The following is a 23024-nucleotide window of genomic DNA, read 5'->3' on the forward strand; positions in this document are numbered from 1 at the left end:
CACGTTTTCGTGCGCTGTCTCGTCATAGGGGCATGAACACGAAAATCCGGTACGCCAACCTCGGCTTTCTCGCCGCGACCGCGCTGTACACAGGCGCCTGGGCCTATTTCGCGCCGAAGGAGTGGCACGCGAACTTTCCCGGCTTCGGGCTGAGCTGGCTGCCCCAGCTGGGCCCGTACAACGAACACCTCGCCAAGGACGCCGGGGCCATGTTCCTGGCACTGGCGATTCTCACCGCCATCACCCTGGGTTCCGTACGGAACACCCGGCTCGTGCAGACCACGGGCGCGGTGTGGCTGGTCTTCAACGTGCTGCACCTCAGCTACCACATGCAGCATCTCGGCATGTACGGGACGCGCGACCAGGTACTCAACGTCGTCCTGCTGACGGCACTCGTGCTGTCGTCCGCCCTACTCCTCGTGCCGGCGCTCCCCGGGCGGCGAGGGGACACATGATGACGTACGGGATCAGGATGGACAGGGACAGGGACAGGGACAGGGACAGGGACAGGGACAGGGACACGGCTGACGAAGGAGGTCCGTCATGCGGATCGCGGTAGCGGGCGGGACCGGGATGGTCGGGCGGTACGTGGTCGACGAGCTGGTCGCCGCGGGGCACGAACCGGTGGTACTGGCCAGGTCGCGGGGCGTGGACCTCGTCTCGGGCGCCGGACTCGACGCCGCGATGACGGGCGTGGAGGCCGTCGTCGACGTCAGCAACCTGCAGACCACCAGCGCCAAGAAGTCGATCTCGTTCTTCGAGAGCACCGGGCGGAACCTCCTGGCCGCCGGCGCCCGGGTCGGCGTACGGCACCACGTGCTCCTGTCGATCGTCGGCCTCGAACGGGTCGGCCTCGGCTACTACCAGGGGAAACTGCGGCAGGAAGAGGTGGTGGCCAAGGAGGGCGCGACACCGTGGACGGCGCTGCGGGCCACGCAGTTCCTGGAGTTCCCGCAGCAGGTCCTCGACCGGATGCCGGGGCCGCTCGCGTTGGTGCCCCGGATGCGTACGCAGCCGGTGGCGGCCCGCGAGGTCGCCCAGCATCTCGCGCGGCTAGTCCTCGGGCCGCCCCAGGGCATGGCGCCGGAGCTCGCCGGGCCGCGGGTCGAGGAACTCGTCGACATGGTGCGCAAGTTGCTGCGGGCCGGGGGCCGGCGTCGGCTGCTGGTGCCGGTCACGCTCCCCGGCGCCGTCGGGCGGGCCATGAAGAGCGGCGGCAACCTGCCAACCGGACCGGGGTCCCGCGGCACCCAGACCTTCGACGAGTGGCTCACCCAGAACGTCCGACACATCGCGCAGAACGGGCAGGACGGACACGGCGGGCACGACGGGCGCCCAGGAGAGGGAGGCTGAGCGCCCCGTGCCCACCTCGCCCGCCTCCGACCCCGACACCGACGCCAGCTCCGATCCCGGCCCCAACTCCATCCCCGACTCCGACTCCGGCTCCGGCTCCGGCTCCGGCTCCGGCCAGGCCCCCGGTCCCGCCCAAGGCCCCGACTCCGCCTCAGCCCAGAGCCCCGGCTCCGCCCAGAGCCCTGAGGCCGAGACGGGCCCCGGCCCGGACCATGGCCCCGGTCTCGGTTTCCTCATGGCCAAGCGGCGGCGGCTTTGCCAGCTCTTTACAACCCGGTCCGTCGCTGTCTCGTCTCTCCGCTCGATCCGTATCCCAGTCCGCCGGGTCATCGGGCGGGCGGGCCGACGAAAGAGAGCGATTCATGCGCCGAACTGTCCTCAGCGCCATAGCACTTGCCTGCACCGCCGTACTGGCGAGCACGGTGCCCGCGTTCGCCGACGGGACGACCCCGAGCGCGGCGCCGAGCGACGCCCCGACCCAGGCTCCCGCCGAGACCGCCCCGACGCCGGCTCCGAGCAAGCCCGCCGAGACGGCCCCGACGGTGGCGCCCACCCCCGCGCCGAGCCAGGCGCCGGGCGACGAGGTCTCCGTCGTACCGAGCGGGGCGCCCGACACCGGTGCGGTGCCGCCGTCGTCGCAGTCCGGGTCCAACGGCGAGCTGGCCGCCGGGAGCGCCGCCGCGGCGTTCGCCCTCGGCGGGGCGGCGTTCTTCGTCGTACGCCGTCGGCGGGCGACCGGGGCATGACCTTGCCCCCCGGTCGAGTTCCCTCCAAGCGCGTGCCGTCCGAGCGTGTGCCCTCCAGGCACGCGCTCTCCCGGCGCGCGTTCGTCACCGCCGCGATGGCCTCGCTGCTCGTGAGCTGCGACGGTCAGCAGGCCGACCGGGCCGGAGGCGAGAAGAAGACCGGGAGCTCGTCGCAGCCCTCCGCGAACACGGCGAAGGCCCTCGGACGTTCGGTCCCGGTCAGGCTGCAGGTCCCGGCCATTCAGGTCGACACCCCGGTCATGCGGCTGGGGCTGGCCTCGGACGGCACCGTGGAGGTGCCCCCGATCGCGGCGGACGACAAGGCGGGCTGGTACGAGCACTCTCCGACGCCCGGCCAGGTCGGCCCGTCGGTGCTCCTCGGCCATGTCACGGTCGGCTCCTACGGTGACGGTGTCTTCCACCACCTCTCACGGCTGCGCCGGGGCGACCGGATCGTGGCGCGCCTGGAGAACGGCAAGACGGCGGAGTTCGCGGTCACCGACGTACGGACGGTCGCCCAGGCGCAGTTCCCGACGGACGACGTCTACGGGGACGTGGGCCGTCCGGAGCTGCGGCTCATCACCTGCGGGGGCCCCCGCACCGGTGAGGGGTACCGCGACAGCGTGATCGTCTTCGCCTCGCTGAGCTCCGACAGCACGCAATAAACCCGTAGCTCCAGGATCCTGGGCCGCCGGACCGTACGTCGATGGACGGTTCGCCCGCGGCCCGGGATCCTTCCTACGAGTCCATCACGACCATGGAGAGCGTTGAAACGGTCCCGCGAGAAGGCAGCGTCCGAGCTGTTCGCCGCCCTCTACCCGCGCCTGGCCGGCTGGTGCCGCCGCCTGGTCGACGACGACGAGACGGCCCACGAGATCGCCTCGGAGGCGTTCACCCGGCTCTGGGCCCGCTGGACGAACGTGGCCGAACCACGGGGATTCCTCTACGTCACCGCCGCCAACCTCGTACGGGACCACTGGCGCAAACTGGAGCGCGAGCGCAGAGCCGTACGCCGTGTCAGCGACGAGGTCGCGGTCCGGCCGCAGAACGAACAGGCCGACCCGTCGGTGCGCCTGCTCGTACAGTCGCTGCCGGAACGACTGCGCGTACCGATCCTGCTGCACTACTACGCAGACATGCCGATCCGGGAGGTGTCCGCGCTGACCGGGCGCAAGGAAGGAACCGTCAAGGCCGACCTCCACGCGGCCCGTGAAATGCTCCGCGCCCACCTGAGGAGAAGCCTTGATCACACCCTCTGAGGACGGTCCGGACCTGGAGCCCGACGACCCCCTCGCCGTCATCCTGCGGCCCGCCTCCGGCTATCTCGCCCCGCCCCCGGGCGGCTACGAGGCGATCCGCCGCGACGCCTCGCGCCGCCGGGTGCTCCGCGCCGCGGCCGGGGTCGGCCTTTCCTGCGTCGCCGCCGCCCTGATCGCGCTGCCGTTCCGCCTGGCCGCATCCGATGCGCCGGTCTCCCCGACGGTCCCGCTCGCCCCGCCGCCGGCGAGCAGCCCCTCGACGCCGCCCACTCCGTCGCGGTCGCCCGAGCCCGCCACCCCGAGCCCCAGCCCCAGCCGCCCGGGACCGAGCGACGACCCCAGCGCGCCGGGCACCACCACCCCGGACAAGCCGACCGAGGCGACCGCCCCCAGTGACGCGCCGCCCGCGACCCAGGCCCCGCCGTCCCTCGAACCGTCGACCGAGCCGTCACAGGCTCCGGACGAGGCGGCCAGTACCCCGGCCCCGTGAACAGCCCGCTGCCGTAGGCGAGGCGCCGGGGCGGACCTGGTCCACACGGTCCTAGTCGACGACCGCGACCTTCGTCCCCGCCGTGCCGAACTTCCAGACCGCGTCGCCGTCGGCGGCGCGCATCCGGATCCCGCCGGTCGGTACGCCGGACGCGGGCGGCGGCGGGGAGGAACCGTCCACCGCGTTCGAGAACGCGATGTTGGTGCCGGAGCTGACGGTGAAGAAGACGATGTTCTCGATCTCCACACCGTCACTGCCCGTGCTCGCCTCGCGCCGGGTGCCGACCGTGTACGAGCCGGGTTCCGGGTTCACCGTCCCGGGCCACACCTTGAAGCTGCGCCGGGACGCGTCGCTCGCGTCGACGAGCCAGACGCGGCGCTGGTCGAGGGAGTAGACGATGCGCCGTCCGGTGCCGGAGCCGTCCGGCACCGCGACCGGCTTGGACTCGTCGGGGCCGGTGGAGGGCTTGGCGGTCGCCGAGGCGGAGGGCTTCGGCGAGGCCGAGGCGGTGGGCTGCGGGCCCTTGTCGGCCTTGACGGCCAGGAACGTCACCGCCACCAGAGCAGCCGCGGTCAGACCGGAGACCCAGACCCACGAGGGAAGCCGTCGGGCAGGCACGCGTACGCATCTCCTCAGCTCTGATTCACCCCGTCGGAGGGTCGGATCATCCTACTCCGACGAGGTCCTCGGCCGATCCTGGCCCACCCGCCCCGGACCCCGCTCCCGCGCACCCGGGAACTCCGGAACCCGCGCGCCCGCGTCCGTCACTCCAGCACGGGCAGCAGCTCCGGCAGATGCCCGTCCGAGGCCGCCGCCGCCCGCTGCCGCTCCTCCGGCACCTCGCCGTACAGCGTGGTGCGGGGCCGGGACGGCCGTCCCGCCGCGTCCGCCACGGCGATCAGTTCCTTGACGGACTTGTACGAGCCGTACGACGAGCCCGCCATCCGGGAGATGGTCTCCTCCATCAGCGTCCCGCCGAGGTCGTTGGCGCCCGAGCGGAGCATCTCCGCCGCGCCCTCCGTGCCCAGCTTCACCCAGCTGGTCTGGATGTTGGGGATGTGGGGGTGCAGCAGGAGCCGCGCCATCGCCATCACCGCGCGGTTGTCCCGTGTCGTCGGGCCCGGGCGGGCGATCCCCGCCAGGTACACCGGAGCGTTCGTGTGGATGAAGGGCAGGGTCACGAACTCCGTGAATCCGCCGGTCTGCTGCTGGATCCGGGAGAGCGTACGGAAGTGGCCGAGCCAGTGGCGGGGCTGGTCCACATGCCCGTACATCATCGTGGACGAGGAGCGGATGCCCAGTTCGTGGGCGGTGGTGATCACCTCGATCCAGGTCGCCGTGGGCAGCTTGCCCTTGGTGAGGACCCAGCGGACCTCGTCGTCGAGGATCTCGGCGGCCGTGCCGGGGATCGAGTCGAGGCCCGCCTCCTTGGCGGCCGTCAGCCACTCGCGGATCGACAGGCCGGTGCGGGTCGCGCCGTTCACGACCTCCATCGGTGAGAAGGCGTGGACGTGCATGCCGGGCACCCGCTCCTTCACCGCGCGGGCGATGTCGAAGTAGGCCGTCCCCGGCAGGTCCGGGTGGATGCCGCCCTGCATGCAGACCTCGACGGCCCCCAGGTTCCACGCCTGCTCGGCGCGGTCGGCGACCTGGTCCAGAGAGAGCGTGTACGCGTCGGCGTCCGTGCGGCGCTGGGCGAAGGCGCAGAAGCGGCAGCCGGTGTAGCAGACGTTGGTGAAGTTGATGTTCCGCGTGACGATGTACGTGACGTCGTCGCCGACCGCCGACCTGCGCACGTCGTCGGCGATCCGGCACAGCGCGTCCAGCGCCGGTCCGTCCGCGTGGAGCAGCGCGAGTGCCTCGTCGTCGGTGAGGCGGGTCGGGTCGTCGGCGGCGGTCGCCAGCGCCGCCCGTACGTCCGTGTCGATCCGCGAGGGCACCATCCCGGGCGCCGCGGCCTCCCGCAGGGCGTCCCAGTCGCCGTACACGTGGTCGTAGTCCTCGCGCCGGTCGGACATGCGGCCCTCGGTGTCGATCGCGGTGTGCAGATCCGTACGGCCCGACGACGTGAACGCCTCCTCGGGCTCCTGCCAGGGGTGGCCCTCCACGACGGCGTCCGGCACCGCGAGCCCGGTCTCCGGGTCGGCGAGTGCCCGTACGTGCGGGAGCAGCCGCGGGTCCAGCCACGGCTCGCCGCGCTGCACGAACTCCGGGTAGACGCAGAGGCGTTCGCGCAGTTCGAAGCCCGCCTCGGCCGACTGCTCGCGCAGCAGGTCGATCTGCGGCCAGGGGCGCTCGGGGTTGACGTGGTCGATGGTGAGCGGCGAGACCCCGCCCCAGTCGTCGATACCGGCGCCGATCAGCCGCCCGTACTCGGAGTCCACGAGGTTCGGCGGTGCCTGGAGGCAGGCCGAGGGGCCCATGATGTGCCGGGCGACCGCGACCGTCGCGACCAGTTCGTCCAGTTCGGCGTCCGGCATGCCGCGCATCGCCGTGTCCGGCTTGGCGCGGAAGTTCTGGATGATCAGCTCCTGGATGCCGTGGTAGGACCGCGACACCCGCCGCAGCGCGAACAGCGAGTCCGCGCGCTCCTCGTACGTCTCGCCGATGCCGATCAGCACACCGCTGGTGAAGGGGACCGACGAGCGGCCCGCGTCCTCCAGGACGCGCAGGCGGACGGCCGGCTCCTTGTCCGGGGAGCCGTAGTGCGGGCCGCCCGGCTCGCTCCACAGCCGCGTGGCCGTCGTCTCCAGCATCATTCCCATGCTCGGCGCGACCGGCTTGAGCCGCTGGAAGTCGGTCCACGACATGACACCCGGGTTGAGGTGGGGCAGCAGGCCCGTCTCCTCCAGGATGCGGATCGAGATGGCCCGTACGTACGCGATCGTGTCGTCGTAGCCATGCGCGTCGAGCCATTCGCGGGCCTCGGGCCAGCGGTCCTCGGGCTTGTCGCCGAGGGTGATCAGGGCTTCCTTGCAGCCCAGTTCGGCACCCTTGCGGGCGATGTCGAGGACCTCGTCCGGGGACATGAACATCCCGTGGCCCGCCCGGCGGAGCTTGCCGGGGACCGTGACGAACGTGCAGTAGTGGCACTTGTCCCGGCAGAGCCGGGTGAGCGGGATGAAGACGCTCTTCGAGTACGTGATGACGCCGGGCCGGCCCGCCGCGGCCAGGCCCGCGTCACGGACCCGGGCGGCGGACGCGGTCAGGTCGTCCAGGTCGGCGCCGCGCGCCTGGAGCAGCACGGCCGCCTCGGTGACGTCGAGGGCGACGCCGTCGCGGGCGCGTTTGAGGGCGCGACGCATGGCGTTCTCGGTGGGCCCGGTTCCGGAGGTCGCGGAAGTCGTCATCCTTCGAGCATACGATCGCATTGATCAGGCCCGGCATGAGATGGGCAGCGTCACAAGCGGCACACCAGCGGCGCACCAGTGACACACCAGCGGTCCGCTACAGGTACTTGGCGTATTCGTCCAGTACACGCAGTACGTCCCCCTCCCCGGCCGGCGGCAGCTGGAGGACGACCTCCTCGATGCCGAGGTCCGCGTAGTGCGTGAGCTTGCCCGGGGTGGGCAGCACGGCGTACGGCACGAGCTGGAGGGCCTCGGGGTCACGGCCGGCCTCGGCCCAGGCGGCCCGCAGCACCGGCACGGACTCGGTCAGCCCGCGGCCGCCGATCGGCATCCAGCCGTCCGCGTACTCACTGATGTGCGCGAAGAGCTTCGGCCCGGCCGCTCCCCCGACGAGCGTGCGCGGACCGACGACGGGCCCGCGCGGCTTCTGTACGGGCTTGGGGTGGGCGTGGCTCGGCCGTACGGAACCGAACTCGCCCTCGTGGCCGGTCGGTTCGGCGGACCACAGCGCCCGCATCAGGGCCATCCGGTCCCGGACCAGCTCCCGCCGCGTGCGCCAGTCGACACCGTGGTCGGCGGCCTCCTCGACGTTCCAGCCGAAACCGAGGCCGAGGGTGAAACGGCCGCCGGAGAGGTGGTCCAGGGTCGCGATCTGCTTGGCGAGGGCGACCGGGTCGTGCTGGGCGACGAGGGTGATCCCGGTGCCCAGCGCGAGCGACTCGGCGACCGCCGCCGCCTGGCCGAGCGCGACGAAGGGGTCGAGGGTCCGGCCGTACTCGGGCGGCAGCTCACCACCCGCCGGATACGGGGTGACACGCTCCACGGGTATGTGCGTGTGCTCGGGCAGATAGAGCCCGGCGAAGCCCCGCTGCTCCAGCTCACGAGCGAGCAGCGTCGGGGTGATCGTCTCGTCGGTGAGGAAGATCGTCACAGAGATGCGCATGGCACCTCCCTACCGGCACGGGCCCCAACTGTCCATACCGACCGGTAGGGATTCCACCCGCTCCTCACGAATGCTTCTTATGAGTGCTCCATACCCGAAAACTGCCGATCCCCTTCCCTTGCACCGCAGTTCACGGCTGAATACCAAAGTTGTCGTACCACCCCCGCAGCTACTGAACCGCTACATGCCACTCAGCCACTCACGAGACCCGGGAGCAGCAGACATGTGCGAGGACGACCACAGCGGTGACCACGGCATCGGCAGACGCGCGCTGTTCGTGACGGGAGCGGCCGCCGCGCTTACGTTGGGAAGCGTGAGCTTTCCGAGCGAGGCCGCCGACGCGGCACACGCGTCCGAGACCCGGACGGTCCGCGGCACCCTGCCCACCGGTTCGCCGGACTTCGTGTACCTGCCCGTCGAAGTCCCGGACGGCGTACGGGAGATCAAGGTCGCGTACACCTACGAGAGGCCCTCCATGCCTGCGGGCACCGCGGGCAACGCGCTCGACATCGGCATCTTCGACCAGCGCGGCACCGAGCTGGGCGGCAAGGGTTTCCGCGGCTGGTCGGGCGGGGCCCGCACGGAGTTCTTCATCCGCGCCGACGACGCGACACCGGGCTACATCCCGGGCCCGGTCAAGGAAGGCACCTGGCACATCGCGCTGGGCCCGTACACGGTGGCCCCGCAGGGACTCCCGTACGAGGTCACCATCACGCTGACCTACGGCGAGCCGGGCACGGCCGTGAAGCCGGTGTACCCGCCGTCGCGGGCCAAGGGCCGTGGGCGTGCCTGGTACCGGGGCGACTGCCATCTGCACTCCTGGTACTCCGACGGCCGCCGCACCCCGGCCGAGATCGCCGCCCTCGCGCGGGCGGCCGGCCTGGACTTCATCAACTCGTCCGAGCACAACACGCACTCCGCGCACGCCCATTGGGCCTCGGAGGCCGGTGACGACCTGCTGATCATGCTGGGCGAGGAGGTGACGACGAGGAACGGTCACGTCGTCGCGCTCGGCACCGACCCGGGGACGTTCGTCGACTGGCGCTACCGGGCGCGCGACAACCGCTTCGGCAAGTACGCCCGCCGGATCCGCGAGGCCGGCGGTCTGGTCGTGCCCGCCCATCCGCACGCCACCTGTGTCGGCTGCAACTGGAAGTTCGGCTTCGGCGAGGCGGACGCGGTCGAGGTGTGGAACGGCCCGTTCGGCCCCGACGACGAGGTGTCGCTGGCCGACTGGGACAGCATGCTGGTCGCCTCCGTGCGTGAGGGCCGGGGTGACGGTGGGGGTGGCCGGGGCTGGATTCCGGCGATGGGCAGCAGCGACGCCCACCGGGATCCCGACCCGGTCGGCACGCCGCAGACCGTCGTCCTCGCCGACGACCTGACCCGCGAGGCGATCCAGGAGGGCATCCGGGCGGGCCGCTCGTACGTCGCGGAGTCCAAGAAGGTGTCGCTGTCGTTCTCCGCGAGCGGGCCGAAGGGCGAACACGCGGGGATCGGGGGGCGGTTGAAGGTCGACCGCGACGATCCGGTGACCGTCACGCTGGAGGCGTCCGGCGTGCCGCGCTGCACGGTTCGGTTCGTCACGGACCAGGGGGTGCTTCACACGAGTGCGGTGCTGCCGGTGTCCGGGGGTGGGACTGTGGAGTGGCGTACGACTGCGCAGTATGCGGCGTATGTGCGGGCTGAGGTGCGGCATGAGGCTGCGGTTGGGCCGCTGCCTGGTGCGATGGCCGGGTTCACCAACCCGATCTTTCTCGGGCGGGAGTGAGCTGCGCTCGGCCTGGTGGTGCGGGTGTGTGGGGGCTGGGCGCGCAGTTCCCCGCGCCCCTTAAGGGGCGGCTGAGGTTCGGTGTTCGGGTGCGGGGGCGTTGTGGTTGAGCGCGCAGTTCCCCGCGCCCCTGAAGGGGCCTTGTGGAGCCGCATGTGTCAACGTCCCGCGCCCCTATGGCGTGCGGTTCGGGCTTACTGAGAAGGCCTTGTTGCCTGCTACTGCCACTATCGCGTCCTTTATCAGGAGGAGGCTGGGGATTGTTTGCTCGGCTGAGGTGCCTGGGTCCTTGAGTTTGTCGGTGGTCCATTGTTCGGTGCCGGTGGTGCGGTTGAGGGCCAGGAGGCGGCCGTAGCGGTTGGCGAAGTAGAGGGCGTTGTACTTCTTGGACAGGACCGGGGCCGACAGGTTCTCGACCTGGGTCTCCCGCTGCCACAGGCGGGTGCCGTCGGTCGCCCTGTTCGCGGTGACGGTTCCGTCGGGGCGGACGAAGTACACCACGCCGTCGATCACGGTGGCCGTGCCGCGCGGGGTGCCCGCCAAGGGGATCCGGACGGCCGCGCCGGTGGCCGGGTTCACCCGCAGGAGGGCCTGGTACGGCTCGTCCCGTCCGTCGCTCGACTGCCAGTCCACCTGCCGCGGAAGCGCGAACAGCGGCTGCCCGTCGGCGGCACCGAGCGGGGCCGCGCCCTGGGGCGGCGCCTTGAGTTCCCGCGGTGTGCCGTCCACCGGGTCCAGGCGCAGGAAGCCGATCGGGCCGTCGGCGGGGCCGTCCTCGTTGCTGCACATGCCGTAGGGGGCGCCGCCCATGACCAGCACGGTGCAGTCGGTGCCGGCCGACGACTTCGCCGGTGTCCGCCACATGTCCTCACCTGTTTTGGCGTTGACGGCGACGAACTCCTTGCCCCCTTCCGGCATCATCAGGATCCCGCCGCCGTCGAACAGCGTGGCGGGGCGACCGGCGTCGACCGGCCGGGTCCAGAGCCGTTTCCCGGTGTCGGCGTCGATGGCGAGCAGCCGCAGGGCCGCCCCCACCTCGTCCGCGTCCGGCTCGTCGGCGGTGTACACGATCCCGTTCTCGACGCCCAGGGGCCGCCCGGTGCTCTGGGGGTTGCTGCCGAACCGCCAGAGGACGCGACCGGAGGCGGCGTCGATCCGGGCGACCGTGAACCCGGTCCCGGCGCAGTACACGGAGGACCCGTCGGGCACACAGCCTGAATCCAGGCCGTCCACGTCGACGATCACGGTGTCGCTCTTCACGACTCGGACGAGACTCGTCTGCCAGGGCCGCCACCCGGCGGGAAGCGCCGGGGCGGCAGCGGCGGAGCCGGACGCGGACGTCCGCCCGGCTGACGTGTCCTCGGTGGTCCTCGGCCGCGTGACCAGGTACACCGACGCGCTCACGGCCACGGCCAGGGCCACGCCCGCGGCGACCAGGAGACGCACCCGGGGGCCACGGCGGCCGGAGCCCGTCGAGGTGGTGCCCTCGGGTTTCCGAGCGGCCCTTCGGCCCTCCGGAACGGTCGGCGGGCCCGACACGGACGGGGCAGCGGACGTCTCCGGCAGCTCCCTGAACAGCCAGTGCAGCTCGGCGAGTTCGGGCCGTACGCCCGGGTCCTTGTCCAGGCAGCGCTCGACGATGCCCCGCAACGGCTGCGGGACCCCGTCCAGGGACGGCGGCTCGTTCATCACCTGGTAGCCCGTCACATACGGGCTGCCGCCGTCGAAGGGGCCGTCGCCGGTGGCCGCGAACACCAGGAGCGAGCCCAGCGAGAACACGTCGGAGGCCGCGGTGACGTCCCGGGGCGAGGCGAACTGTTCCGGGGACATGAAGGGCGGGGTACCGATCAGCCGCCCGGTCACGGTGAGGGCCTGGCTGTCGGCGGCGCGCGAGATGCCGAAGTCGATGACGCGCGGGCCGTCCCCGGCCATCAGGACGTTGCTCGGCTTCAGGTCCCGGTGCACCACACCCGCCTGGTGGATGTCCTTCAGCGCCTCGACGAGCCCCAGCGCGAGCGCCCGCAGTTCGCGCCCGCCCAACGGCCCTTCCCTGTCCACCATTTCGGACAGCGTTCGGCCCGGCACGTACAGAGTCGCCATCCAGGGCAGTTCGGCGTCCGGGTCGGCGTCCACCACCGGGGCGGTGAACGCCCCGCTCACCCGGCGGGCCGCCGCGACCTCCTGCCGGAACCGGGCGCGGAACTCCTCGTCCAGCGCGTACTGCGCGTGCACGACCTTGACCGCGACCTGCCGCCCGGAGACCGAGCGCGCCAGGTACACGACCCCCATGCCGCCGCTGCCCAGCCGGTCGACGAGCTCGTAGCCGCCTATGGACCCGATGGACCCCTGCTCCCCGGTGTGCTGCGGCATGCTAGGCGCCTCCTGCCATGCGGGCCCGCTGGAGGTTCGTGAGCCGTCGCACGAAGAGGATGGCCAGTAGGGCGGTCACGATGCCGATGACGTTGGCCGCCTGCGAGGTGACGATGGTGTCCGTGGCCGCGACGACGAAGTCCCTGTCGTACCAGCCGGCCCACGAGTCGTTCAGGTACGCCAGGGAGTAGGCGAGCCAGAACCACCACCACGTGTGCAGGAGCCACCGTCCGGCGCCGGACGGCCTGCCGGTCGTCGCCGTCCAGATGTCGTTGCCGATCTGCTTGGGCATGTAGAAGTTGACGACCGGGATGAACCACGAACCGGCCGCCATCCCGGACGCGTGGCGGATCCGGCCCGGCGCGAAGGCCTCGGCGTTGAGCCGGCTGCGCTGGAACCAGAACGCCCACAGGATCACCACCGCGATGCCCACGAACACGGTGAGCACCTCGGTCCCCAGCGACGCGACGCTCAGGTACTTGTAGTCCTGGACGAGGTCGGTGGCGGACGTACTGTCCGCCGCGGAGAGCCGGGAGTAGGCCACCCCGAGGACGGCGATCCGCAGCAGCAGCGTCATGACGAAGAGGGCGAGCAGGAGGGCCAGGGCGATCGAGAGCCCACGGGTCGAGCGAGGGGTGGGCACACGGGAGCCGTAGGCGGGCGCGGAGAAGTGCGGGGCCCGCAGATGACCCGGGGGCGGGCTGTGGGGGTGGAGACCCCCGGGGAGCGGGCTCTGCGGGTGGAGGCTGCCGGGCAGCGGGCTGTGCGGGTGAGGGGCCCCATGCTGCGGGCTCTGCCACGAGGGCGCCGCCGGGGAGTACGCGAGGGGAGGGCCGAAGCCCGGTACGGGGCTCGACTCCGGTATGGGGCTGAACGCCGGTGCGGGGCTCGATGCCGGTGCCGGGCCCGGTATGCGCGCCTGGGCGCTCGCCCCGGCCACGGGACTCGACACCGACGCCGGGCCCTGCGGGTCCTCGCTGTCCAGGAGGCGTACGGCGTGTCTGCCCAGCTCCGCCAGCACCTCGCCGGGCAGCCACGCGCCGCCCCTGCCGTCTCTGCCGACCGGTGCGCCCGGCATCTCCTCGGCGGACGCCAACAGCGTGTCCAGGGAGGGCCGTTGGGCGGGGTCCTTCGCGAGGCAGGCCGCGATCAGTCCCTGCCACGCCTCGGGTATGCCCTGCAGATCCGCCTCCTCCTCCGCGATACGGAAGAGCAGCGAGTGGATCCCGCCCTCGGCGGTACCGAAGGGCAGCCGCCCCGTCGCGGTGTACGCCAGCACGGCACCGAGGCAGAAGACGTCACTCGCGAACGTCACCCGCTCCCCGCGCACCTGCTCGGGCGCCATGAAGCCCGGGGACCCCACGAGGGCCCCGGGCTTGGTGAGCCCGTCGGCGGACTGCACGGCCGTGTCGAGGGCGCGCGCGATGCCGAAGTCGATGACGCGGGGCCCGTCGATCGTCACCAGCACGTTGGAGGGCTTGAGGTCGCGGTGCACGAGACCCGCGCCGTGGATGGCCTGGAGCGCGCGGATGAGCCCGATCGCCAGCGCGCGCACGGACTGCGGAGGCAGCGGTCCGTACTGCTTGTCCACCACCTCGGCGAGCGAGGGACCGGCGACATAGCCGGTGGCGACCCAGGGGGTCGGCGCCTCGGTGTCGGCGTCGAGCACGGGTGCCGTCCAGTCGCCGCCGACCCGCTGGGCCGCCTTGACCTCCTGCGCGAACCGCCGTCTGAAGTCCGGCTTGCGGGCCAGCTCCTCCTTGACGACCTTGACCGCGACCGTACGGCCGCGCTCGGAACGGGCCAGATACACCCGCCCCATGCCGCCTTCACCGAGTCTGCCGAGCAGTCGGTAACCGCCGATCCAGCCCGGATCTGCCGGGTCCAACCCGTCCATGCGTGCTCCCTCTCCCCCGGCGGCGCTTGCGCCTGAGGATAGGGGAGGGGCGCGAGTGGCGTGTGCGGGACCGGTGTCTGCCGGCGGTCGCGTTCCGGTCAACAGTCGCGTGCCCAGCGGCAGTTCTGTGCCTATCGGCAGTACGTGTCCCTTGCGGGCCGTTCCCCCGTGGCCAAGTAGCGGGTGACGGCCGTGTCCCCGCAGGCGTTGCCGTTGCCCAGGTAGGCGTCGTGTCCGGTGGAGTCCACGGTCACCATGACGGCACGCTTCCCGAGGGCGGCACGCAGTTCACGGGCGCCGACGAGCGGGGCGGCGGGGTCGCGCTCGTTCTGGACCATCAGGATGGTGGAGGGTCCGCGGTCGGTGATCCGTACCGGGTCCTGCTTCGGCGGATACGGCCAGGCGGCGCAGAGGGTCGCGTTCCTCGGCATTCCGGCGGTCAGCGGGTACTTGGCGCGGCTCTCGTCGACCTCCTTCTGGTAGCGGGCGGCCGACGTGGGCCACTTCCCCTCGTTGCAGAAGGTCGCGGAGGCCACGGCGAGGCCGTTCTGCAACAGCGCCTCCGGGGGCGCCTCGGGCGCGGGCGGGACGGTGCCCTTCCGGGCGGCGAGGATCAGCTGGGCCGCCGCCGGGAAGCCCTCGGGGTCGTAGAACGCGTCGAGCAGGCTCTGCCGCAGCACGTTGCCGTTCAGCTCCGCCGGATTGGCGCCGGGCCAGGGGATCGGCTCGCGGTCGAGGCGTGCGGCGAGCCGCAGGAACATCGGCCGCACCCCGGCCGCCGTGTCGGCCAGCCGGTACGGATTCCCGGGCGCCGAGGCCCACTTGGCGAACTCGGGGAAGACGTCCTCGACGCCCTGCTCGAACCCGGCCCACAGACCACGGGCGACCTGGCCGCCGTGGGCGTCCGCGTTGGCGTCCAGATTGCTGTCGAGCACGAACCGGTCGGTGCGGTGGGGGAACAACTGGCTGTAGACGGCGCCGAGATACGAGCCGTACGAGACGCCCCAGGCGGACAGCTTCCGCTCGCCGAGCGCCGCCCGGACGCGGTCGACGTCATGCGCGTTGGCGACGGTGTCGATGTGCCGCAGCAACTCCCCGCCGTTGCGCTCGCAGGCGCCTGCCATCCGCGTGGCGGCAGCCATGTTCGGGGCGACGGACCCCTCCGGACCGCCGGGCCACGGCCGGAACGCGGTCGAGGCCAGGTCCCGCCGCTCGAACCCGCAACTCACCGGCGCGGACCGCCCGTTGCCCCGGGGATCGAACACGACCAGGTCGTACGCCTCCCGTACCTCCCGCGGCAGGGTCCGCGCCTTCGCCGACTGCTCTTCGAGACTGCTGCCACCGGGCCCTCCGGGAATCAGCAGCAGGACCCCTCGGCGTACGGCCGGCTTCTCGCTCCGGATGCGGGAGACGGCGATACCGATCTCCTCGCCCCCGGGGTCGGCGTAGTCCATGGGCACGTCGACCGTCGCGCACTCCTGGCCGGGGCCGAACCCGCTCCCCTCGCACTTCACCCAGTCGAGGGGCTTGTCCCGTGCGGCAGTTGAGGAAGTCTGGGCGGTCGACGCGGTCGCGGTGAGCGGGAGGGTGAGCCCGAGCATCACGCCGGAGACGGCGGTCAGGGCGATGTTTCGCTTGCTCTTCTTCGTCATGGGAAGAGCCTCGCGAATCCGCGCCGATCCGCCCATCCGGCCACCCGGCCTGTGCGCACGGCGGTTTCCCGAACCGGCGGCATCGTGGGGGGCGGTGCCGGAGCCTGCTCGGCGCCGCCCGGCATGGCGTGGTCAGTGGCTCAGCAGGTCGTCCAGCTCGGCCGCGTACAGCAGTGCGGGGTCGAAGCCCATCCCGGTGAAGTGGCCTGCGAGTTCCAGGGACAGCACGCCGTGCAGCCGGGTCCAGAGGGCCAGGCCCCGGTGGAGGGCCGCAGGCGGGGCGGGGTGGCCGGCCGCCCACTGGCGGTGGCTTTCGAGGTGGGTGTCGAACGGTGTCGCGGGGCCGTCCGAGGGCAGTGCGGCGCAGGCGTCGAGCAAGGTCGCCATGATGCCCTGCGCGATTCCGGTGACGTCGTCCGGCGCGTGGTAGCCGGGTACGGGCGTGCCGTAGAGGAGGAAGTAGCGGTGGGGGTCCGCGAGGGCCCACTCACGCAGGGCGTGCGCGAGCGCGGTGAGGTCGGCGCCGGACTCGGCGGCCGTCCTGAGGGTGTCGGCGAGGCTGCCGTAGGCGTCCCGGATCAGCTCGGTGATCAGCTCGTCACGGCCCGCGAAGTACCGGTAGAGCGCGGGACCGCTCATACCCATCTGCTTGGCGATCGCGTTGAGGGAGAGCGCGGTCGCACCCGCCGTGGCGATCTGCTCCCACGCGCGTTCCTTGATCTCCGTACGCACCTGGGTGCGGTAGCGCTCTCGCGGGGTCGTCGTGCCGGTCTCCGCCATGACCTGCCGCCTTCCGTGCTCGTGGGGACACCTGCCAGATACAGGCTCAAGATTTAGTTAGAGGCTATCACTGAACCTCTTGACGTCACCTTTCTTGTGGAGTTATAACTTCTAACAGAAGCGAGAGTGAGTAACTCACCGAGTGGCTCACATGGACCGAACACAGAGCGCAGTGGAGGAAGTCATGAACGCAGAGGCACTCGTCGAGGTCGTCCTGCCGGGCAAGGTCGAGCCGGAAGGCCTGGAGTTCCGGCACGGAGCCGTCCCCGTCGCGGGCCCCGGCCAGGTCGTGATCCGGATGGAGGCGACCGGCGTCTCCTTCGCCGAGCAGCAGATGCGCCGCGGCCGCTACTACGACCAGCCGGCGTTCCCCTTCGTCCCCGGCTACGACCTGGTCGGGACCGTGACCGCCACCGGCGAGGGCGTCGAGCCCGGCCTGGCCGGCACCCGGGTGGCCGCACTGGTCAAGGTCGGCGGCTGGGCCAGCCACGTACTCGTCGACGCGGCGGACGTGGTGCCGGTGCCCGACGGGGTCGGCGCGGCGGAGGCGGAGACGCTGGTGCTCAACGGCATCACCGCCTGGCAGATGCTGCACCGCAAGGCCCGCGTCCGCGCCGGGCAGACCGTCCTGGTGCACGGCGCCAACGGCGGCGTCGGCTCGGTCCTGGTCCAGCTCGCCGTGGCCGCGGGCGCGAAGGTGATCGGCACGGCGTCCGCACGCCACCACGACGCGCTGCGGGCCCAGGGGGTCACCCCCGTCGACTACCGCACCGAGGACATCCCCGCCCGGGTCCGTGAACTGGCCCCCGGCGGAGTGGACGCCGTCTTCGACCACGTCGGCGTGCGCAGCGCGGTCGACTCCTGGCACCTCCTCGCGCCCGGCGGCACGCTCGTCGCCTACGGCAGCGCCGCCACCCGGGACGACGAGGGCTCCAAGCAGCTGCCCGTACTCAAGCTGCTCGGCCGGATCTGGCTGTGGAACGCGCTGCCCAACCGCCGGCGCGCCTACTTCTTCAACGTCTGGGCCGGGCGGGCCTTCGCCAAGAACAAGTTCCGGGCCCGGCTGCGCGCCGACCTCACCCAGGTCCTCGCGGCCCTCCAGCGCGGAGACATCACCCCCCGGATCGCCGCACAGCTCCCGCTCTCGCGCGTCGCCGACGCCCTGCGATTGGCCGAGTCCGGCACCGTCGCCGGAAAGATCGTCCTCAACCCGTAGACACGTACGCTGCCGCTGCCCCGGCCGCCACCCCGGCGGCCCGAGCCGGCCGGCCGAGCCCTATCCTCACGACCGACCGACGGCTCGGCCGACAACCGCCGCCCAGGACGAGGATCACAACGACATGTCACGCCTCCACGAGACCAAGTTCCGCGTCATCACGAAGATCCAGCGGTGGGTCGTGAACCCGGTGTCCAGACTGCTGCCGTTCCAGACGCTGCTGGAGACCACCGGGCGCACGTCGGGGCTGCCACGGCGGACTCCGGTCGGTGGGCGGCGGGTCGGCCAGGAGTTCTGGATCGTGTCCGAGTACGGCGAGAAGTCGCAGTACGTACGGAACATCCAGGCGAACCCGAGTGTCCGGGTCCGCGACAAGGGCCGGTGGCACCACGGCACCGCCCACCTGCTGCACAAGGACGACGCCCGCACCCGGCTGAAGTCCCTCCCGCGCATGAACAGCGCCGCGGTCCGAGCGGTCGGCACGAACCTGCTGACGGTGCGGGTGGATCTGACGGACTGAGCGCGACCGGATTTGGCCGCCTAGGCTGCCCGCCAGACCGTCAGGTCCCCGGTCACGAATCCGATCTCCGGGAGCGCGGTCGACTTCACCTGGAGCACGAGCAACGCGATGTCTCCGGAGGGGTGCTTGATGCAGATCTCGCTGCCGGCCGCCGCCCCGGCGAGCGGGAACCTGTGGCGGGCGTCGGAGAGGGCTGTCCGGCACGATTCGAGGGTGGCGCCCGGCTTCTCGGAGAGCACCCAGTTGATCAGACTCGTGTCGCTCTCCAGCGCGCAGGTCTCCTCGCAGACAAAGCGGATGTCCGCCTTACGTTCTTTGGCGCTCCTGGTGTCCTTGACACCCTTGGCCCTGCGGTAGGGATCCTTGATGTCCAGGGGTTCTTTCGCCTGCAGCATCTGCGGGGGGTACGCGATCGCCTTCGGCGACTCGGACGCGGTCGCAGAGGGGCGCGAGCCTCCTGATGTCCGGCCACCCGCCTGCGCCTCCGATGACGCCGACGGCCGTTCGGACTCCCCCGAGCCGGACGTCGAGGACTCGGCCGCGTTCCGGTCCCGGAGCCGGTCCGACACGTCCAGGGTCGTCCATGCCACGCCCGCCGCCAGCAGCGCACCCACCGCCACGACGGCCGAGAGCATCCTGGTACGCCGTCGGAGGCCCCGTCGCTCGTCGGATCCCCTCGGCTGCGGGCGCCGCTGCAGTTGCGGCTGCGGGAGCAACGGCATCGTGTGCACCGGGGTCGGGTGGGGAACCGGGGACGGAACCGTCACCTCCGGTCCCATGACCTCCCGCCAGACGGCCGGCCCGGCGCCCGCGTCGGCGTCCCGGCCCAGCCGCTGCCGACACCACTCGACGATCTCCGCCGGAGTGGCCCGCTCCCCCGGATCGGCCGCGAGGCACCGGGCCATCAGCGGACGGAGCTGCGCGGGCAACAGGGACAGGTCGGGTTCCGAGTGCACGATCCGGAACAGCACTCCGACCGAGTTGCCCTCCCCGTACAACGGCTCGCCCAGCGCCGCGAACGCCGCTGTCTGGCCGAGCGCGAACACGTCGGTCGCCGCGGTGACCCCACCCCCGGACGCCTGCTCGGGGGCCATGAACTGGGGCGTGCCGACAGTGGCTCCCGTGGCCGTGTGCGAGGTGATGCCGGAGGCCAGCGAGATACCGAAGTCGATCACCCGCGGCCCGTCGGCGGCCAGCAGCACGTTCGACGGCTTCAGGTCCCGGTGCACGATCCCCGCGGCATGGATGGCCTGCAGAGCCTCGGCCACCCCTGCCATCAGCCACAGCACCGCGGGCACCGGCAGTGGTCCGCGCCGGGCGACCGCCTCCGCCAGCGAGGGGCCGGGCACATACAGCGTGGCCAGCCAGGGCGGTACGCCGTCCGCGTCGCCGTCGATCAGCTCCGCGGTGTACGCGCCCTGGACCCGCTGGGCCGCCCTTATCTCCCTGCGGAACCCCCGCCGGAAGGTCGGGTCGTCGGCCAGCTCCGGCCGGATCACCTTGATCGCCACCGGTCGGCCGCCCTGGGTGTGCGACAGATAGACCCGGCCCATGCCTCCCGCGCCGAGCCGGGCGGCGAGGCGATAGCCGGCCACCGTGGGCGGATCGTCCGCCTGCAGCGGCTGGAACACCTCAGTCGCGCGGTCCATCGGCCCTCGTCCCCCACCCACTGGTCGGAGCGGCAAGCCCGGTGCTCGGCCACCCCGTCAAGATCGTACGAACTGGGAATTCAAGCACGACGGCGCCGAATTCGTGACCGCTGCCTAACTCCGGGGGGCGTTCGAGATACGGTCCAGCCACTCCGTGAGCAGCGCGTCCTCGGCGGGGCTGAGGACCGGGGCCGGGGACTGACGGAGGAGGGCGTTCAGACGGGCCGCCGTGGCGGGGAGACGGGACTCGTCCGCCCCGGGTGTCGAGGGGGCGGGTGTCGAGGGCTCGGTGGTCGAGGGCTCGTTGGAAGCCGCCAGTGCCGTCATCACGTCCGGGGTGAAGACCATGGTGTGCACCGAGTCCCGTACCCGGCGGGACACCGACTCGTCGGTGAACGTCGCCGGGCGGGAGACCAGCATCAGGGCCACGCCGACGTTGGCGGACATGATGATCTGGGCGGCCAGCTCGGGGGCGAGGCGCAACTTGCCGTGTTCCGCCGCCCGTTGGAGGTCCGCCGTGAGGATGCGGTGGGACTCCAGGGCCGCCGCCGGGGGCGTACGCATCGCCGGGGAGTTCATCAGGCGGTACAGGTTCGGGTTGTGCAGGGCGAACTCGACGTGGGTGTCCCAGCCGTCCCGCAGATCCTGCACAGGATCCGTGCCGGGGGCGCGGTCGCGCTTGGCCGCGAGGTACTTGTCCCAGCCGTGGTCGACGACCGCCGACAGGAGACCCTCCTTGTCCCCGAAGTGGCGGTAGAGGGCCGGGGCGCCGACCCCTGCCGCCTCGCACACGGCCCGGGTGGAGACGTCCCCGTCCGGCGACTCGGCGACGAGGGCCGCCGCCACTTCGAGAATGCGCGCTTTCGTACTCACGGAAGCGACGCTAACCGACGCGGCCCGGGCCGATGTGGGGCGGGCGGGTGTGGGGCGGGCCGATGTGGGGCGGGCCGGTGTCGCGCCAGCCGATGCGGGGCGGGCCGGTGTCGCGCCGACCGGTGTCGTGCCAGCCGATATGGGGCGGGCCGATGCCGTGCGGGCCGTGGTCACGCGGCCCTCCCGTGCGGGGCGAGGAGGTCGTCCAGGCCTATGCGGGTCAGGAACTCGGCGCGGATGCGGTCCGCGACCCGGCTGACCTCCTCCGACCCGTCGTTCGCCGGGTCGACATGGACCCGGAAGGGCCGCTCGCCGGGCGGGGTGCCGACGACCTCGACGATCGCGTCGGCCACCAGGGAAGCCGGGGCGTCGGCGGGCGCGAGGGCGGCGAGGCGCTGGGCGACCTGGTCCATCAGGCCCGCGTACCGCTCCTCGTACGCGGGCAGGACCGCCTGCTCGGCGGGGTGGCCGCCGGTCGCGAAGTGGTTGGTGCCGGAGGTGAAGGCGCCCGGCACGACGATGGTCGTCTCTATGCCGAAGCGGGCCAGCTCGGCCGCGTACGACACCGCGAGCGCGTCCATCGCGGCCTTCGCGGCGAAGTACGGCGCGAGGTAGGGCGGGGTGCCGCCCCGGGTCGAGGTCGAGCCGATCCAGAGCACCAGGCCGTGTTCCTGGGCCCGCAGGTGGGGCAGCGCGGCGCGGTTGACCCGCTGGGTGCCCAGCACGTTCGTGTCGTACACCGCGGCCAGCTCCTCCGGGGTGAAGGCCTCGGTCGGGCCGGTCACCATGTGGCCCGCGTTGTGGACGACCACGTCCAGCGTGTCGGCCCCGGACAGGACCGTGGCGACGGCGGTGTCCGCGGACTCCTGCGACAGGACGTCCAACTCGACCGTCCGCAGGTCGACTTGGTGCTCGGCCGCGTACGCCTCGGCCTCCGCGACCCGGCTCGCGTTGCGCCCTGCCGTGTCGCGCATCGCCGCGTAGACCGTATGCCCCGCGTCGGCCAGCGCCCGTGCGGCGAGCGCGCCGAATCCCGAACCGGCGCCCGTGATGACGATCGTCTTGCCCATGACGGAACTCCTGAGGAGAGAGAGGAATGGGGAAAGGGAGAAAGGAGGAAAAGGGGAAAGGGGGAGAGAAGGGGGACGAGGGCTCACGCAATGCCGCCGTTGGCGCGGAGCACCTGGCCGTTGACCCAGCGGCCGGCCGGGCCGGCGAGGAAGGACACGACTCCGGCGATGTCGTTCGGGGTGCCGAGGCGCGCCAGCGGCGGCTGGGCGGCCATCCTCGCGATGGTCTCCTCGTCCTTGCCGTCCAGGAACAGGGCGGTGGCGGTCGGGCCGGGGGCCACCGCGTTCACCGTGATGTCCCGGCCGCGCAGCTCGCGGGCCAGGATCAGCGTCATGGCCTCGACGGCGCCCTTGCTGGCGGCGTACGCGCTGTAGCCGGGGATGGCGAGGGCCAGTACGGAGCTGGAGAAGTTGATGACCGCGCCGCCCTCGCGCAGCCGGCGCACGGCCTGCTGGTCGACGACGAACGTGCCGCGGATGTTCGTGCGGTGCATCCGGTCGAGGGCGTCGAGGTCGAAGTCGGCGAGCGGGGACAGTGTCATGACGCCCGCCGCGTGGACGACCACGTCGACCCCGCCGTACGTCGACTCCGCGGTGTCGAAGAGCGCCGCCACCTCGGTCTCGTCCGCCACGTCGGCCCGGAAGGCGAGCGCCTGGCCGCCCGCCTCGGCGATCGCTGCGACGGTCTTGTCGGCCTCGGTCTGGTTCCCCGCGAAGTTCACGACGACCGCGAAGCCGTCTTCCGCGAGGCGCTCCGCGGTCTCGCGGCCGATACCGCGGGATCCGCCGGTGACGATCGCGACGCGGGTGGGGGTCGACGCGGAGGTGCTGGTGCCGGTGCTGGACTGCTCACTCATGACGGTGCTCCTCGTCTCGGCGGGTAGCGCTGCTCGCATCCCGACGAGAACAACGCTAACACCGATTCCGTATCATCGCTACCCTCGATCGTAGCGTCGCTACGGTGTCGTGGTCCGGAGGAGGAATCGCCCCCGCCGCCCCTACCCATTCCCGTCACTAACTCAGGGGCTCCGCCCCCGAACCCCCAAAAGACTGCGCAGTTCCCCGCGCCCCTAGGTACCTAGGGG

20 protein-coding genes are annotated in these 23024 nt (G+C 72.0%); 9 read left to right on the top strand and 11 right to left on the bottom strand.

Annotated elements, in window-relative coordinates; all coding sequences use genetic code 11:
* Nucleotides 1-32: 32 nt before the first annotated feature.
* The 6 genes from ACFWXQ_RS32730 (at nt 33) to ACFWXQ_RS32755 (ending at nt 3848) form a co-directional block, all read left to right on the top strand.
* Entirely contained in the window at nt 33-455 is a 423-nt protein-coding gene (locus ACFWXQ_RS32730) for a hypothetical protein (protein ID WP_383943148.1), read from the top strand.
* An 88-nt stretch (nt 456-543) separates the two neighbouring features.
* Nucleotides 544-1353 carry an SDR family oxidoreductase gene (locus ACFWXQ_RS32735; protein ID WP_383943145.1) on the top strand — a complete coding sequence of 270 codons (810 nt, stop codon included), beginning with the start codon at nt 544-546 and terminating at the stop codon, nt 1351-1353.
* Between the two features lie 362 nt (nt 1354-1715).
* A complete protein-coding gene (locus ACFWXQ_RS32740; RefSeq protein WP_383943142.1) occupies nt 1716-2099 on the top strand; it encodes a sortase-dependent protein in 384 nt (127 codons plus the stop codon).
* A 95-nt stretch (nt 2100-2194) separates the two neighbouring features.
* On the top strand, nt 2195-2764 hold the full coding sequence (locus ACFWXQ_RS32745) for a class F sortase (protein WP_383943190.1): 570 nt from the start codon (nt 2195-2197) through the stop codon (nt 2762-2764).
* A 102-nt stretch (nt 2765-2866) separates the two neighbouring features.
* Nucleotides 2867-3358, top strand: coding sequence for an RNA polymerase sigma factor (locus tag ACFWXQ_RS32750; protein ID WP_383943139.1), 492 nt, complete (start codon nt 2867-2869; stop codon nt 3356-3358).
* The gene (locus tag ACFWXQ_RS32755; protein WP_383943136.1) at nt 3342-3848 is read left to right on the top strand and encodes a hypothetical protein; all 507 of its coding nucleotides are present in this window, start codon (nt 3342-3344) and stop codon (nt 3846-3848) included. The genes ACFWXQ_RS32750 and ACFWXQ_RS32755 overlap by 17 nt, the downstream gene beginning before the upstream one ends.
* Before the next feature lie 51 nt (nt 3849-3899).
* On the opposite strand, the gene ACFWXQ_RS32760 is transcribed toward ACFWXQ_RS32755, so the two are convergent.
* From ACFWXQ_RS32760 to ACFWXQ_RS32770, 3 genes are all read right to left on the bottom strand, one after another.
* Nucleotides 3900-4466, bottom strand: coding sequence for a hypothetical protein (locus ACFWXQ_RS32760; RefSeq protein WP_383943133.1), 567 nt, complete (start codon nt 4464-4466; stop codon nt 3900-3902).
* 146 nt (nt 4467-4612) lie between these two features.
* Nucleotides 4613-7198, bottom strand: coding sequence for a bifunctional FO biosynthesis protein CofGH (locus ACFWXQ_RS32765; protein ID WP_383943130.1), 2586 nt, complete (start codon nt 7196-7198; stop codon nt 4613-4615).
* 97 nt (nt 7199-7295) lie between these two features.
* Entirely contained in the window at nt 7296-8141 is an 846-nt protein-coding gene (locus ACFWXQ_RS32770; RefSeq protein ID WP_383943127.1) for an LLM class F420-dependent oxidoreductase, read from the bottom strand.
* Nucleotides 8142-8364: 223 nt separating this feature from the next.
* Between ACFWXQ_RS32770 and ACFWXQ_RS32775 the strand changes: the two genes are divergently transcribed.
* Complete coding sequence (locus tag ACFWXQ_RS32775) at nt 8365-9912, top strand: CehA/McbA family metallohydrolase (RefSeq protein WP_383943124.1); 1548 nt, start codon at nt 8365-8367, stop codon at nt 9910-9912.
* A gap of 174 nt (nt 9913-10086) precedes the next feature.
* Here ACFWXQ_RS32775 and ACFWXQ_RS32780 read toward each other — a convergent pair whose 3' ends face one another.
* The 4 genes from ACFWXQ_RS32780 to ACFWXQ_RS32795 form a co-directional block, all read right to left on the bottom strand.
* Nucleotides 10087-12282, bottom strand: coding sequence for a PQQ-binding-like beta-propeller repeat protein (locus ACFWXQ_RS32780; RefSeq protein ID WP_383943121.1), 2196 nt, complete (start codon nt 12280-12282; stop codon nt 10087-10089).
* Nucleotide 12283: 1 nt separating this feature from the next.
* Nucleotides 12284-14179: a protein kinase gene (locus tag ACFWXQ_RS32785; RefSeq protein WP_383943117.1), complete on the bottom strand. Its 1896-nt coding sequence runs from the start codon at nt 14177-14179 to the stop codon at nt 12284-12286.
* A 131-nt stretch (nt 14180-14310) separates the two neighbouring features.
* On the bottom strand, nt 14311-15831 hold the full coding sequence (locus ACFWXQ_RS32790) for an alpha/beta hydrolase (protein WP_383943114.1): 1521 nt from the start codon (nt 15829-15831) through the stop codon (nt 14311-14313).
* 132 nt (nt 15832-15963) lie between these two features.
* Entirely contained in the window at nt 15964-16611 is a 648-nt protein-coding gene (locus ACFWXQ_RS32795) for a TetR/AcrR family transcriptional regulator (protein WP_383943111.1), read from the bottom strand.
* 184 nt (nt 16612-16795) lie between these two features.
* Between ACFWXQ_RS32795 and ACFWXQ_RS32800 the strand changes: the two genes are divergently transcribed.
* Both ACFWXQ_RS32800 and ACFWXQ_RS32805 read left to right on the top strand, forming a co-directional pair.
* Nucleotides 16796-17827 (top strand): medium chain dehydrogenase/reductase family protein, encoded by a 1032-nt coding sequence (locus ACFWXQ_RS32800; protein ID WP_383943108.1) that lies wholly within the window; start codon nt 16796-16798, stop codon nt 17825-17827.
* Between the two features lie 124 nt (nt 17828-17951).
* Nucleotides 17952-18347, top strand: a complete 396-nt coding sequence (locus ACFWXQ_RS32805) for a nitroreductase/quinone reductase family protein (protein WP_383943105.1) — start codon at nt 17952-17954, stop codon at nt 18345-18347.
* Between the two features lie 20 nt (nt 18348-18367).
* Here the strand turns inward: ACFWXQ_RS32805 and ACFWXQ_RS32810 are convergent, their stop codons facing one another.
* The 4 genes from ACFWXQ_RS32810 to ACFWXQ_RS32825 form a co-directional block, all read right to left on the bottom strand.
* Nucleotides 18368-19996, bottom strand: coding sequence for a serine/threonine-protein kinase (locus ACFWXQ_RS32810; RefSeq protein WP_383943102.1), 1629 nt, complete (start codon nt 19994-19996; stop codon nt 18368-18370).
* Nucleotides 19997-20110: 114 nt separating this feature from the next.
* Nucleotides 20111-20869, bottom strand: a complete 759-nt coding sequence (locus tag ACFWXQ_RS32815; protein WP_383943099.1) for a TetR/AcrR family transcriptional regulator — start codon at nt 20867-20869, stop codon at nt 20111-20113.
* A 170-nt stretch (nt 20870-21039) separates the two neighbouring features.
* Entirely contained in the window at nt 21040-21939 is a 900-nt protein-coding gene (locus ACFWXQ_RS32820; protein ID WP_383943096.1) for an SDR family NAD(P)-dependent oxidoreductase, read from the bottom strand.
* 83 nt (nt 21940-22022) lie between these two features.
* On the bottom strand, nt 22023-22796 hold the full coding sequence (locus tag ACFWXQ_RS32825; protein WP_383943093.1) for an SDR family oxidoreductase: 774 nt from the start codon (nt 22794-22796) through the stop codon (nt 22023-22025).
* Nucleotides 22797-23024: the final 228 nt, after the last annotated feature.

The sequence above is a fragment of the Streptomyces sp. NPDC058697 genome (assembly GCF_042715345.1).
GTDB lineage: Bacteria > Actinomycetota > Actinomycetes > Streptomycetales > Streptomycetaceae > Streptomyces > Streptomyces liliifuscus.

Bases quoted from the DNA above. Each gene is read 5' to 3' on its own strand.
- ACFWXQ_RS32730 (WP_383943148.1), top strand. From the start codon at position 33: ATGAACACGAAAATCCGGTACGCCAACCTCGGCTTTCTCGCCGCGACC.
- ACFWXQ_RS32825 (WP_383943093.1), bottom strand. From the start codon at position 22,796: ATGAGTGAGCAGTCCAGCACCGGCACCAGCACCTCCGCGTCGACCCCC.
- ACFWXQ_RS32820 (WP_383943096.1), bottom strand. From the start codon at position 21,939: ATGGGCAAGACGATCGTCATCACGGGCGCCGGTTCGGGATTCGGCGCG.
- ACFWXQ_RS32810 (WP_383943102.1), bottom strand. From the start codon at position 19,996: ATGGACCGCGCGACTGAGGTGTTCCAGCCGCTGCAGGCGGACGATCCG.
- ACFWXQ_RS32775 (WP_383943124.1), top strand. From the start codon at position 8,365: ATGTGCGAGGACGACCACAGCGGTGACCACGGCATCGGCAGACGCGCG.
- ACFWXQ_RS32765 (WP_383943130.1), bottom strand. From the start codon at position 7,198: ATGACGACTTCCGCGACCTCCGGAACCGGGCCCACCGAGAACGCCATG.
- ACFWXQ_RS32805 (WP_383943105.1), top strand. From the start codon at position 17,952: ATGTCACGCCTCCACGAGACCAAGTTCCGCGTCATCACGAAGATCCAG.
- ACFWXQ_RS32770 (WP_383943127.1), bottom strand. From the start codon at position 8,141: ATGCGCATCTCTGTGACGATCTTCCTCACCGACGAGACGATCACCCCG.
- ACFWXQ_RS32795 (WP_383943111.1), bottom strand. From the start codon at position 16,611: ATGGCGGAGACCGGCACGACGACCCCGCGAGAGCGCTACCGCACCCAG.
- ACFWXQ_RS32800 (WP_383943108.1), top strand. From the start codon at position 16,796: ATGAACGCAGAGGCACTCGTCGAGGTCGTCCTGCCGGGCAAGGTCGAG.
- ACFWXQ_RS32785 (WP_383943117.1), bottom strand. From the start codon at position 14,179: ATGGACGGGTTGGACCCGGCAGATCCGGGCTGGATCGGCGGTTACCGA.
- ACFWXQ_RS32740 (WP_383943142.1), top strand. From the start codon at position 1,716: ATGCGCCGAACTGTCCTCAGCGCCATAGCACTTGCCTGCACCGCCGTA.
- ACFWXQ_RS32790 (WP_383943114.1), bottom strand. From the start codon at position 15,831: ATGACGAAGAAGAGCAAGCGAAACATCGCCCTGACCGCCGTCTCCGGC.
- ACFWXQ_RS32735 (WP_383943145.1), top strand. From the start codon at position 544: ATGCGGATCGCGGTAGCGGGCGGGACCGGGATGGTCGGGCGGTACGTG.
- ACFWXQ_RS32745 (WP_383943190.1), top strand. From the start codon at position 2,195: ATGGCCTCGCTGCTCGTGAGCTGCGACGGTCAGCAGGCCGACCGGGCC.
- ACFWXQ_RS32780 (WP_383943121.1), bottom strand. From the start codon at position 12,282: ATGCCGCAGCACACCGGGGAGCAGGGGTCCATCGGGTCCATAGGCGGC.